Consider the following 13274-nt stretch of genomic DNA (forward strand, 5'->3'; position numbering starts at 1 on the left):
GGGTTCAGGACTTCTTGCCAACGATCTCGCTCAGCAGTTCGGGTGGGATGGCCTGGCCGCTCGCACTCAGGCTGCGCACGGTTTCGTGCAGCAAATGCAGTCGCGTCACTTTCAGCACCGTGCTGGCGATGATGCCGACGATGGGAATCAACAGGGCGACCAGGGGGATCAGGATGGGCGACAGGTCGGTCAGTGTGCTCATGTTTTCTTTCACAGGTCAGGACGCGCGCCACACCAGCGCAACGATGCCAATTCAATGTTAATTAGATAATATTAACACAATATTCTTTCCAGCAAACATTTTTACGCAGGGCGCTGCCCACCCTCAGTCGGGCCAGGCGCAGGTGCGCAGGCCGGCGAAGATGTCGTCCCGTTCGGGCCGGTAGAAATTGCGGAACTTGGCCGATCCCAGCCGCTCCGGCGTGGCGAACGAGGCGCCGCGCAGCGTCTGGTGGGTGCCGAACCACGGCGCCGAATATTCGCGGTAGCGGTCGGCCTGGAAGCCCGGATACGGTTCGAACGGCGAGGCCGTCCACTCCCACAACTGGCCCCAGCGGAACGCCGGATGGCCGGACAGCGCCGCGTATTCCCACTCCGCTTCCGTGGGCAGGCGGCGCCCGGCCCAGGCGCAATACGCCTGCGCCTCATACAGATTGATGTGGCGCACCGGCTCGGCGCCGGCCAGCGTGTGCAGCTGGCCGAAACGCATGGTGCGCCACTGGGCGCCGTCGCGCTGCCAGTAACGGGGCGCGCAGCGCTCCTGGCGCATCAGCCAGGCGCTGCCGGCCGCGCTCCAGTACTGGCGGTTGTCGTAGCCGCCATCGGCCACGAAGTCCGCATACTGGGCGTTGCTGACCAGCGTGCTGTCGATGGTGAACGGCGCCACGTGGACCGGGTGCGCCTCGCGCTCGTTGTCGAACACGAAGCCGCCATCCTGCGCGCTGCCCAGTTGCAGGGTGCCGCCGGGGAAGCGGATTTCGGAGGGCGCGAACAGGGTCGGCTCGTCGTGCGTGAGCTGGGCCGGCGCGGCCAGCCCCAGGGTCTGCAGCGTGTACAGGAAAGCTTCGCCGTGCATGTCCTCGTGGGCCAGCGCCAGCCGGTACGGATACAGGGCCGCATCCGTGTTCGGTTCACGCGAGAGCTTGTCGAGCACGCGGTCCAGCACTTCATGGCAGTAGGTTTTCAGCGCGCCCGTGCTGGGCAGGTCCAGGTTCCAGCGGCTACGGTGCGGCACGGTGTTCGAATCGAACCAGTCGTCGCCGCGCGTGAGCAAGGAGTTGTACAAGGCGTCGGCCGGATGGCTGGACGCCGCCTCGCGCAGGATGAACCATTCGGCGAACCAGGCCGTGTGGCCCAGCTCCCACAACGGCGGATTGACCGTGACCAGCTGGGGCACGCGCGACGGCGCATCGAGCCCGGCAGCGACGAAACAGTCGAACAGGCGCAGCGTATAATCACGCGCTGAATGGAGCGCCTCGGCCAGTTGCATCGGGCGGGCGTGGCGGAACGAAGCATGGATAGCACTCATCGTTTGATTGTAGCGGCTTTTGCGACGAAATACAGGTGCGCGATCAAACGGGGCGAGCGGCATCCACACATCACGACAGGCGGCAGTGAAGCGACCCCACATCTGGATCATCAGCCCGGCCTCGGCCAAGGCCAACAACGGCAACTGGCAAAGCGCCCGGCGCTGGGCGCGCTTCCTGCGCACGCGCTACCGCGTGACGATCGCGCAACAATGGCCCGATCCGGACGCTGCCTCCGCTCACGCTCACGCTCCCGCTAACCTGCCCGACCTGCCCGACCTGCTGATTGCGCTGCATGCGCGCCGCTCGGCCGCCTCGCTCGACGCTTACGTGCACGCCTGCCCCGAGCGCCCCACCATCCTGCTGCTGACGGGCACCGACCTGTATCGCGACATCGCGTCCGACGCCAGCGCCCAGGCCTCGCTGCGCCACGCCCGCGCGCTGGTGGTGCTGCAGCCGGCCGGCCTGGCCGAGCTGCCGGCGCCGCTGCGCGCCAAGGCCAGCGTGATCTACCAGTCGGCCGACACGCTGCGCCCCGCCACAGGGCCGCGCCGCCACCTGGACGTCTGCATGGTGGGCCACCTGCGCGACGAGAAGGACCCGGCCACCTTCATGCGCGCGGCCGCGCACGTGCGCGACGCGCGGGTGCGGCTGCTGCACATCGGCGGCGCGCTCGATCCGGCGCTGGGCCAGCTGGCCGAGGCGACGGCGCGCGACCACCCGCGCTACCGCTGGCTGGGCGCCCTGCCCCATGCCGCCACGCGCCAGCGCCTCAAGCGCAGCTTCCTGATGGCCATCACCTCGCGCATGGAGGGCGGCGCCAACGTCATCATCGAAGCTGTCACCAGCGGCGTGCCGGTGCTGGCCAGCGACATCAGCGGCAACCGCGGCATGCTGGGCGACGACTACGCCGGCTACTTCGCGCCCGGCGACGACAACGCGCTGGCGGCCCTGATCGGGCGCTGCGCCGCCGATCCGGCCTTCTACGCCCACCTGCAAGCGCAATGCGCGGCGCGCGCGGCCTTGTTCGCGCCGGCGTCCGAGCAGGCGGCCTTGCTCGACTTAGTGGATAATCTGCTACAGACAAATACAACCACGGCCGCGCCAACGGCGGCCGCACCACACTGAGGAAAACACCATGAGCGACGCTCCCATCAAACTCACCTCCTTTTCCCATGGCGGCGGCTGCGGCTGCAAGATCGCGCCCGGCGTGCTGTCGGAAATCCTGAAAAATTCGTCCGGCTTCCCCGTGCCCAAGGAACTGATGGTGGGCATCGAGACGGCCGACGACGCGGCCGTCTACAAGCTCAATGACGAGCAGGCGCTGATCGCCACCACCGACTTCTTCATGCCCATCGTCGACGATCCGTTCGACTTCGGCCGCATCGCCGCCACCAACGCCATCTCCGACGTGTACGCGATGGGCGGCACGCCCATCATGGCCCTGGCGCTGGTGGGCATGCCGGTCAACAAGCTGCCGCTGGAAACCATCGGCCAGATCATCAAGGGCGGCGAAGCCATTTGCGCCGAAGCCGGCATTCCCATCGCGGGCGGCCACACGATCGACTCGGTGGAACCGATCTACGGCCTGGTGGTGATGGGCCTGGTGCACCCATCCAAGGTCAAGCGCAACGCCGACGCGCGCGCCGGCGACGTGCTGGTGCTGGGCAAACCGCTGGGCGTTGGCGTGCTGTCGGCCGCGCTGAAAAAGGACAAGCTGGATGCGGCCGGCTACGCGGCCATGATCGCCAACACCACCAAGCTCAATAAGCCGGGCAAGGCGCTGTCGGAACTGGCCGGCGTGCACGCGCTGACCGACGTCACCGGCTTCGGCCTGCTGGGCCACCTGCTGGAAATCTGCCGTGGCGCGGGGCTGACGGCGCAGCTGAACATGGCGCAGGTGCCGCTGCTGCCGGGCGTGGAGCAACTGGCGCACGACGGCTACTTCACGGGCGCCTCGGGCCGCAACTGGGATGCCTATGGCAAGGATGTGCAACTGTCGCCGTCCATCACCCAGGCCCAGCACATGCTGCTGACGGACCCGCAAACGTCGGGCGGCCTGCTGGTGTCGTGCGATCCGTCCAGCGTGGACGAGGTGCTGGCCCTGTTCCGCCGCGAAGGCTTCGGCGAGGCGGCGGTAATCGGCGAGATGGTGGAGGGCGCACCGCGGGTGCAAGTGGCGGCGTAAGATCGTCCTGCTTTGAAACCAGGGTCTGCCCCCAAGGGGACAGACCCTTATGCGGGCTAGGCCGCGTTGCGCTTGGCCAGGTACATGGCCGAATCGGCGTGCTTGAGGATTTCGTCCGGGTCGCTCTGGTCGCCGCAGAACAGCCGCCAGCCGATGCTGATGGTGCAGCTGTAACGCAGCTCGCCCAGCTGGTATTCCTGGTTCAGGATGCGGCTGATCTTATCGGCCAGCGCCTCCACATGGTGGTGCGCGGCCACCGCGTCGCCACCCAGTTCCTCGATCAGCACCACGAATTCGTCGCCGCCCAGGCGCGCCACCGTGTCGGCCTGGCGCACCAGCGCGCGCAGGCGCCGCGCCACCTTCACCAGCAACTGGTCGCCCGCGTCGTGGCCGTGGGTGTCGTTGAGCAGCTTGAATTTGTTCAGGTCCATGAACAGGATGGCCGCGTAGCTGGTGTGGCGCTGGCTCACCAGGATGGCCTGCTTGAGCCGGTCCAGCAGCAGGCGCCGGTTGGGCAACTGGGTCAGCGCGTCGTAGAACGCCATCATGCGCAGCTCCTGCTCCAGCCGCTTGCGCTCGGTCATGTCCACGAACTGGGCCAGCAAATGACTGCCCCCTTCCGCCTCCACCGGCACGATGCGCGATTCGAGCCAGATGTCGCGCCCCTGGCTGGTGCCCACCTGTACTTCGCGCCGCTGCACGCTGTTGGTGGCCAGCGCCTGGCGGCAATCGTCCACCAGCGCGGCCACGTGCCAGCGGCTGACCTCATACGCGTCCTGCGCCAGCAACTGCTCGCGCGTGACGCCGATCAGGCGGGCGAAGGCGTCATTGGCCTCGATGCAGCGGCCATCGGCCGCGAACACCCGCATCGGCAGCGGGGAATTGAGCAGGATGGAGGCATTGAACTTGAGGACCGAGCGCAGCTCGCGATTGACCGATTCGGCCGCACTGCGCGCATCGCGCAATTCCTGCTGCACGCGCTGGCTCGCTTCGAGCGCGTCGCGCAAGCGCTCTTCCATCTCGTGGCGCTCGGTCAGGTCGAGGAACTGCACCAGCAGGTGGCGCTCGCCATTGAGTTCGGTGACCATGATGTGGCACTCGCCGCTGATGGCGCGGCCAAACGCCGTCAACACGGCGCCTTCGAGCCGGCGCGGCTGGCCATCCTCCAGCGACGCCAGGGCCTGGTCCAGCAGGCCCGAATCGCGCCACTTGTCGATCTGGTGGAAGTTGTACGACATCAGGTTGATGCGCGTGGTGCCCACCATGCTGGCGTAGGCCTCGTTGGCCTCCACGCAGCGGCCGTCGGCCGCGTACACGCCGATCGGCACCGGCGAACACTGTACGATGGTCTCGTTAAACCGCAGCACGGCGGCCAGTTCCTGGTTGGCCTTTTCGGCACGGCCCAAGGCGGCCGCCAGGCGGTTCTGCAAATCCATCTCGATGCCGTAGTTGGCCTCATGGCTGGCGACGAAGAACCACACCATGAAACCGGTGAAGCCGATCACGAGCACGTGCACCACGGCCCAGACGCCAGCCGGACGCAATGGCACCGGCAGCACCAGCGCGCCGCGCGCTTCGGCCAACCAGTACAACACCACGCCGCACATGAACAACAGCGTCAGCGCCACCAGCACGCGCCGTCCCAGCAACCAGCCCGTCATCATCAGCAACGGGGCCACGCACAGCAAGATCGGCGTGCGCACCCCGTTCAGCAACATCGGCACGAACAGCACGAACAAGCCCCACAGGCTCACGATCAGGTAACGCGCCAGGGCCGTATGCCCCAGCATCACCGTCGCCTTGGCCAGCACACCGGCCGCCACCATCAGCATGCCCGGATACTGGATGGCCGGTGCCGTCACGTACAGGCCAAACCACAAGGCCGCGCCAAACAGGATCCACGCATCGACGAAACGGCGCACGAAACGGTCGCTGGTATCGGCCACGCGCCGTCTTGCGGCGGCTCCCTCCTGCGTCAGGACAGCGGCCGAGCGCGGCGACGGGCGGGGCAAACCCATGGTCATGTGCGGGGAACTCCGGTTGGATCAGGAAGAATTGTCTACAACACATTGTACATGGCGCCACCGGCCCGGTGGCGCGGCGGCGGGCCGCGCCGTGTTGGCGGCACCACAGGCGCGGGCCAGCCGGGACGGCCCGCACCAGCACTGCCACGGCCCGCATCTTTTTGCTTGACAAGGGCGCGCGCCAGCCCTTACATTGGATGCATGACCGCGCATCTGCACCTATCCTCTTTCCTGCCGGCCGCCCTATCCCTAGCGGCGCACCTATCCGCACGCGCTTAATCCGCACGTCGCACCCCGCGTTTCGCAGCACCCAAACGCACACTATCAAGTAGTCGTAACACGCCGCCCGGCCACGAGCCGCACGGATCTTCGAACCCAGGAAAGCTTGCACCGATGTCCACCATGGCCCACCGCGTATCCGTCCGCACCAGCGCCTTTGTCGCGCTGCCGCTGGGCGTGCGCGCGCAAACGCGCCTGCTGCTATTGCTACCGATCGGTTGCCAGGCCAAGTGACCCGTGGCCGCCTGCCAGCCCATCGCCACCCGCGCCGACCGTAACGGCTTTCCCCATTCAAGATTCCAGGAGTACCACATGATGCTGCAGAACCCAGCCGCGAAATACCGCGCCTTCCCGCCCGTCCAATTGTCCGACCGCCAGTGGCCGAACAACGTCATCACCAAGCCGCCGATCTGGATGAGCACCGACCTGCGCGACGGTAACCAGGCCCTGATCGAACCCATGAGCGCCGAGAAGAAACTGCGCTTCTTTGAACTGCTGTGCAAGATCGGCCTCAAGGAAATCGAAGTGGGCTTCCCGTCCGCCTCGCAGACCGACTTCGACTTCGTGCGCAAGCTGGTCGACGAGAACCGCATTCCGGAAGACGTGACCATCATCGTGCTGACCCAGTCGCGCGATGAACTGATCCGCCGCACGGTGGAGTCGGTGGCCGGCGCGCGCCGTGCCGTGGTCCACCTGTACAACTCGGTGGCGCCCGTGTTCCGCAAAGTGGTGTTCGGCATGTCGCGCGAGCAGATCACCAACATCGCCACCACCGGCACCCGCCTGGTGAAGGAACTGGTGGCCCAGCATCCGCAGACGGAATGGGTGTTCGAATACACGCCCGAATCGTTCTCCACCACGGAGCTCGATTTTTCCAAGCACATCGTGGACGCCGTCAGCGCCATCTGGGAACCGACCCCGCAAAACAAGATGATCGTCAACCTGCCCTCGACGGTCGAATGCAGCACCCCCAATGTGTACGCGGACCAGATCGAATGGATGTCGCGCAAGCTGGCGCGCCGCGATTCCCTGATCATCAGCGTCCACCCGCACAACGACCGCGGCACGGCCGTGGCCTCGGCCGAACTGGCCGTGATGGCCGGCGCCGACCGCGTCGAGGGCTGTTTGTTCGGCAACGGCGAGCGCACCGGCAACGTGGACCTGGTGACGCTGGCGCTCAACCTGTACACCCAGGGCGTACATCCGGGCCTGGACTTCTCCGACATCGACGAAGTGCGCAAGTGCGTGGAGGAGTGCAACCAGCTGCCCGTGCATCCGCGCCACCCCTACGTGGGCGACCTGGTGTTCACGGCCTTCTCCGGCTCGCACCAGGACGCGATCAAGAAGGGCTTCGCCCAGCAGCAGCCGGGCGCGCTGTGGGAAATCCCCTACCTGCCGATCGACCCGGCCGACCTGGGCCGCAGCTACGACGCCGTGATCCGCGTCAACAGCCAGTCCGGCAAAGGCGGCATGGCCTATCTGCTGGAGCAGGACTACGGCCTGGTGCTGCCGCGCCGCCTGCAGATCGAGTTCTCGCGCGCGGTGCAGGCCGTGGCCGACGCCACCGGCCTGGAGATCACGGCCGACGGCATCCATGAGATCTTCAGCCGCGAATACCTGGAGCAGAACGCGCCCTACGCCTACAGCGCGCACCGCATGGTGGAGGACACCAGCAGCGACGAGCCGGTGCAGATCGACATCGCCGTGCTCCACAACCAGGCGCCGCTGGCCCTGCAAGGCGGCGGCAACGGCCCGATCGACGCCTTCGTCGACGCGCTGGGCCTGGACATCAAGCTGATGGACTACCACGAGCACGCGATCGGCTCGGGCGCCAACGCCAGGGCCGCCTGCTACGTGGAACTGCGGCTCGATAACGGCCCCACCCTGTTCGGCGCTGGCATCGACAGCAACATCGTCACGGCCTCGTTCAAGGCCGTGCTGAGCGCCGTCAACCGCCAGCTCAAGCAGGCCAAGGCCGGCGCCGCGCCGGCCACCGTGGCGGCCTGACACCGGCAACACCGCGTTGCGCGCAACCGCCAGTCGTTTGCGCGCAACGTTTTCCGCTCACAAAAGTGGAAAATATGATAACGAAATGACGGATTGCACTACACTGCACTTTTAGCAAGGAGTGCGATCCGTGAAACCGACCGAATTCTCCGCTATTCCCTTCCTTGAACTGTCGCGCTGGCAACGGCTGGCACTGGCCGTGGCCTTGGGCGCGCTGTTGCACTTCGCCCTGCGGCTGGAACCCGTGTGGTGGATGGCCTGGCTGGCCCCCGCACCGCTGCTGGCCGTGGCGCTGCGCTCGCGCGCGGGCGAGGCGCGCTGGACCATGCTGGTGGCCGCGCTGACCGGCTTCGCCCCCAACCTGCCCTATCTGTATTCCGTGGTCGGCATCGCCGGCGCGCCGCTGATCGTGCTGCTGCTGTCGCTGCTGTGGATGGCCATCGTCATGGCCACGCGCCGCATCGTGCTGCGCTATCCGCGCTGGTGGACCGTGTTCGCCTACCCGCTGCTGTGGGCCGGCGCCGACACGCTGATGGCCAACCTGCTGCCGGACGGGAACTGGAACAGCCTGGCCTACACCCAGGCCGGCTTCCTGCCCGCCCTGCAAGCGAGCGCGCTGGCCGGCGCCGCCGGCGTGGTGTTCGTGCTGTCGCTGCCGGCGTCCGCACTGGCGCTGCTGGTCGCGCGCGGCAGCGCGTTGCGCCACGCGTGGCGCGCCGCCGCTGCCGCCGCGCTGCCGGTCGCCGCCGTGCTGGCCTACGGCGCGCTGCGGTTGCAGGCGCCGCTCGAAGGCCAGCAGGCCGCCTTCGGCCTGGCCGCCATCGACGATGCCATCGGCCCGCAAACCAGCGCCGCGACGGCGGCAGCGATCTGGCAGCGCTACGAACAGCAGGCCGAAACGCTGGCCCGGCAAGGCGCGCGCATCATCGTGCTGCCGGAGAAAATCGCCATACTGTCGCCCGAGCAGGCGGCACAACAACGCCAGCGGCTGGCCGCGCTGGCCGCGCGGCTGGGCGTCTGGATCGAGGCCGGCGTGGGCACCGACGATGGCCAGCACCGCCAGAACCTGGCCTGGCTGCTGGCGCCCCAGGGAGAATCGCCGCCCACCTACCAGAAACACTACCTGGCGCCGCCGGAACGGGAGTTCCAGCCCGGCAGCGACTACACACTGCAAAACGTGGGCGAACTGCGCTACGGCGTGGCCATCTGCAAGGACATGCACTTCGGCGTGTTCGGCCGCGCCTACGGGGTGCGCGGGGCGGACGTGATGCTGGTGCCAGCCTGGGATTTCGGCGCCGACCGCCACCTGACCGCCGCCATGACGGCCATGCGCGGCGTGGAGAATGGCTACACGGTGGTGCGCGCCGCGCGCGACGGCCTGCTCAGCGTGCACGATCCGTATGGCCGTGTGCTGGCGATGCGCGACAGCGCCCCCATGCCCGGCGCCACGCTGCTGGCCACGGTGCAGGCTGGCCCGCAACTGGCCACGCTTTACACGCGCACCGGCGACGCGTTCGGCTGGCTGTGCACGGCCATCGCGGCCGTACTCGTCGTACTGAGCCGGCGCAGGCCGTCGCTGACGGCCACGCGGGCGGCCGTCGCGGCCTGAACCTCCGTCTCGTTGCGACAACCACGTGTGCAATATGGACATTTGCACCACAATCGTGCCTGCGCGTGCGCGACTACCACAGCCAGGATCGCGTACATAGGGGATAGCTGGCCCAATTCGTGCATAAATTGTTCTAGATCATGCAGAATTTTGCTGCAGTGCACTATAGTGTGGCGCTGGATTGCACCAATCCGGTCATTTCGCGGCGCACTGCACCAAATTGACGCAACGATCCGACTTCACCGCATCTCCTAGCTCATCGAACAAGAAACGAGTCCATCATGAACCTGATCCTGCGACGCCTGCTGCTCTGGCAAAAATTCCTGGTCCTGTCACTGCTGTGCGCAGTGCTGGTGGCCATTCCCCTGCTGCTCTACATCGTCCAATCGGGGCAGGAAGTGAGCGTGGCGCGCCAGGAAGCGCAAGGCATCGCTCCGATCCGCGCCACCATGACCGTCATCAAACTGGCGCAACAGCATCGCGGCCTGTCGGCCATCGTACTCGGTGGCGACACCAGCGCCGCCGACCGCCGCCGCGCCAAGCAGCAGGAACTGGCCCAGGCGCTGACCACGGCCGATGGCTTGCTCAAGGAGGGCGACCCGGCCCTGTTCGAGCGCTACACCAAGGTGCGCGACGAACTCAGCGCGCTGACGACCCGCGTGGAACAAGGCGCGCTGAGTGGCAAGGAAAGCTTCGCCAGCCACAGCGCCCTGATCGGCCGCCTGATGCGCTTTAACGAAGCGCTGGTGGACTACTACAAACTGAGCATGGACCCGCAGTTCGAAACCTTCTACCTGATCGACTCGGCCCTGGTCAAGTCGCCCACGCTGACGGAAGCGCTGGGCCGCCTGCGCGCCAAAGGGTCTGCCGTGCTGGCCGCCAAGACCGCCACGCCGGAAGACCGCGTGACCATCGCCGCCATGGCCGCCGGCATCGGCGAGCTGTATGACAGCGCCGCCAATTCGCTGCGCAAGTCCAGCGAAGGCGACGCCGCCATCAAGTCCCAGCTGGACGCGCTGGAGCAGACCAGCCAGGGCGCCGGCCGCGCCGTGCTGCAACTGGTGGACCAGCAACTGGTGCAGCCGGAGGCGCTGACGCTGGCCCCGGCCGACTACTTCAGCCAGCTCACCAACGCCATCGACAGCCAGCTCAAACTGAACGACGCCGCGCTCGACCTGGTGCGCAGCCGCGTCGACGCCCGCCTGGCGCACCTGACCGCCGTGCGCTATGAAGCGCTGGCCGGCATGCTGGTGCTGGCCGTACTGGCGACGTTCACCTGCGTGGCCATCGTCAAGTCCGTCACCGTGCCGCTGGCCGAAGCCGTGGAAGCGGCGCACCGTCTGGCGCAGGGCGACCTGACCGTGGACTTCGACGCCCACTCGGAAGACGAAGCGGGCCAACTGATGCGCGCGCTGCACGCGATGGTGGCCAGCCTCACGTCCATCGTCGGCACCGTGCGCGCCGGCAGCGACGCCATCGTCAGCGCCTCGACCCAGATGGCGACCGACAATGCCGACCTGTCGAGCCGCACGGAATCGGAAGCCAGCGCGCTGGAACAGACCGCGTCCGCACTGGAACAACTGGCATCGACCGTGCACCAGAACGCCGAGAGCGCGCGCCAGGCCAACTCGCTGGCCGCATCCGCCTCGGACGTGGCCGTGCGCGGCGGCACCGTGGTGGCGCAAGTGGTGGAAACCATGGAATCGATCAACGCCTCGGGCCGCGAGATCACCAACATCATCGGCATCATCGACGGCATCGCCTTCCAGACCAACATCCTGGCGCTGAACGCGGCGGTGGAAGCGGCGCGCGCCGGCGAGCAGGGTCGCGGCTTCGCCGTGGTGGCGACGGAAGTGCGCAACCTGGCGCACCGCTCGGCCGCTGCGGCCAAGGAGATCAAGACCCTGATCGACGCCTCGTCCGAACAGTCCAGCGCCGGCGCCAAGCTGGTGCAGCAGGCGGGCGCCACGATGGACGAGATCATCGGCAGCATCTCGCGCGTGAACCACATCGTGGGCGAGATCAGCACGGCCAGCAGCGAACAGGCGATCGGCATCGAGCAGATCACCGAAGCGGTCACCCATCTCGACACCGTGACCCAGCAGAACGCCACCATGGTGGAGGAGGAAGCGGCGGTCGCCAAGTCCCTGAACCAGCAGGCGCGCGAGCTGCAATCGGCCGTCAGCGTGTTCAAGCTGGGCTACACGGACGGCCCCAAGGCCGCGCGCGAAAAACAGCAGCAACAACAGCGCCTGAAGCTGGCCGCCTGAAGCTCGCAGCTTTAGCCTGACGGCCTTAGGCTGGCTGCCTGACCTTGGCCGCCAGCTTACGGCAGGCGCGCCAGGCGGATGCCAGTGAACTGCCAGCGCGCGCTGGCCGGGAAGAAGTTCCGGTAGCTGGCGCGCGCATGGCCGGCCGGCGTGGCGCACGATGAACCGCGCAACACGTACTGGTTGACCATGAATTTGCCGTTGTATTCGCCCAGCGCGCCCGGCGCGGCGCGGTAGCCGGGATAAGCCGCATAGCTGCTGCTGGTCCATTGCCAGCAGTGGCCAAACAGCTGGCTAAGCGCTTGCCCGTCGTGGCCATCACCATCGCCCGCCTCCGCGCCGGCCGGATGCAGCCAACCCGTTTCCACGTCGGCCGCGCGGGCGGCCAGTTCCCACTCTGCTTCCGTCGGCAAGCGCGCGCCAGCCCAATGGGCATAGGCGTCCGCCTCGAACAACGACACGTGCGTCACGGGCCGCGCCAGATCCAGCGGCTGCGCACCGCGCAGCGTGAATTCACGCCAGTCGCCGGTACCGTCTCCATGACCGTCACCATCGCCACGTCGCCAATACAAGGGATGGCGCAAGCCATTGCTGCGCACCCAGTCCCAGCCCTCGGCCAGCCACAAAGCGGGATCGTCGTAACCGCCCGCCTCGATGAAGGCAAGGTATTCGCCATTGGTCACCAGCCGCGAGGCCAGCGCGAACGGCGCCACGTATTGCGGATGGCGCGGCAATTCGTTGTCGAAACTGAAGCCGTCGCCATCGTGGCCGATTTCCACCATGCCGCCATCGCACGCCTGCCATGCCAGCGGCGCGGCCGGTGCGGCGGCCGCCAAGGCGCCCTCCTGGTAGGCCGGCAGCAGCAGGTTTTGCGCCAGCAGATGCTTCACGTCCGTCAGCATCAGTTCCTGGTGCTGCTGCTCGTGCTGCATACCGAGCGTGAGCAGCGCGCCCAGTTCCTGCGCCTGCGCCGCATCGCGCACGCTGTCCGCCAGCCGCGCGATGCGGTGGTCCACGTCGGCCCGATAGGCGCGCACCTGCGCCATCGAAGGCCGCGTGAGCAGCCCGCGCTGCGGCCGGGGATGCTTTTCGCCCACCCCGTTGTAGTAGGAATTGAACAGCACCCGGAACGCCGGATGGAACGGCGTGTAGCCCTCCTCCATGCGTTCGAGGATGAAGGTTTCGAAGAACCAGGTGGTGTGCGCCAGATGCCATTTGATGGGACTGGCGTCGGGCATAGACTGCGCGCCGCAATCCTCGTCCGATAGCGGCTCGGCCAGCGCCAGCGTGCGGCGCCGCACGGTTTCGTAACGGGCACGCCACAAGGACGGGACGCCTGCCAGTTGCGGCGGTAGATGCATGCTCATGGGC

At 67.2% G+C, this 13274-nt stretch carries 9 protein-coding genes; 5 read left to right on the top strand and 4 right to left on the bottom strand.

Annotated elements, in window-relative coordinates:
• Positions 1-4 precede the first annotated feature (4 nt).
• Positions 5-202 (bottom strand): hypothetical protein, encoded by a 198-nt coding sequence (locus tag H3H37_RS02345; protein ID WP_182159746.1) that lies wholly within the window; start codon positions 200-202, stop codon positions 5-7.
• A gap of 123 nt (positions 203-325) precedes the next feature.
• Positions 326-1528 (bottom strand): selenoneine synthase SenA, encoded by a 1203-nt coding sequence (gene senA, locus H3H37_RS02350; protein WP_229218607.1) that lies wholly within the window; start codon positions 1526-1528, stop codon positions 326-328.
• 85 nt (positions 1529-1613) lie between these two features.
• Here senA and senB point away from each other — a divergent pair, with 85 nt between their 5' ends.
• Together senB and selD are read left to right on the top strand one after the other, a co-directional pair.
• The gene (gene senB, locus H3H37_RS02355; RefSeq protein ID WP_182159747.1) at positions 1614-2654 is read left to right on the top strand and encodes a selenoneine biosynthesis selenosugar synthase SenB; all 1041 of its coding nucleotides are present in this window, start codon (positions 1614-1616) and stop codon (positions 2652-2654) included.
• Positions 2655-2664: 10 nt separating this feature from the next.
• A complete protein-coding gene (selD, locus tag H3H37_RS02360; RefSeq protein WP_182159750.1) occupies positions 2665-3714 on the top strand; it encodes a selenide, water dikinase SelD in 1050 nt (349 codons plus the stop codon).
• 56 nt (positions 3715-3770) lie between these two features.
• Here selD and H3H37_RS02365 read toward each other — a convergent pair whose 3' ends face one another.
• Positions 3771-5732, bottom strand: coding sequence for a diguanylate cyclase domain-containing protein (locus H3H37_RS02365; protein ID WP_182159765.1), 1962 nt, complete (start codon positions 5730-5732; stop codon positions 3771-3773).
• 597 nt (positions 5733-6329) lie between these two features.
• Here H3H37_RS02365 and leuA point away from each other — a divergent pair.
• The 3 genes from leuA to H3H37_RS26085 all read left to right on the top strand — a co-directional run bounded on the left by leuA (position 6330) and on the right by H3H37_RS26085 (position 11903).
• Positions 6330-8024, top strand: a complete 1695-nt coding sequence (gene leuA / locus H3H37_RS02370) for a 2-isopropylmalate synthase (RefSeq protein WP_182159768.1) — start codon at positions 6330-6332, stop codon at positions 8022-8024.
• Positions 8025-8154: 130 nt separating this feature from the next.
• Positions 8155-9633 (top strand): nitrilase-related carbon-nitrogen hydrolase, encoded by a 1479-nt coding sequence (locus H3H37_RS02375; RefSeq protein WP_182159771.1) that lies wholly within the window; start codon positions 8155-8157, stop codon positions 9631-9633.
• Positions 9634-9914: 281 nt separating this feature from the next.
• Positions 9915-11903, top strand: coding sequence for a methyl-accepting chemotaxis protein (locus tag H3H37_RS26085; protein ID WP_311197382.1), 1989 nt, complete (start codon positions 9915-9917; stop codon positions 11901-11903).
• Positions 11904-11959: 56 nt separating this feature from the next.
• Here H3H37_RS26085 and egtB read toward each other — a convergent pair whose 3' ends face one another.
• Positions 11960-13264, bottom strand: coding sequence for an ergothioneine biosynthesis protein EgtB (egtB, locus tag H3H37_RS02385; protein ID WP_182160296.1), 1305 nt, complete (start codon positions 13262-13264; stop codon positions 11960-11962).
• Positions 13265-13274 lie beyond the last annotated feature (10 nt).

It is taken from the genome of Rugamonas brunnea (assembly GCF_014042345.1).
Lineage (GTDB): Bacteria > Pseudomonadota > Gammaproteobacteria > Burkholderiales > Burkholderiaceae_D > Rugamonas > Rugamonas brunnea.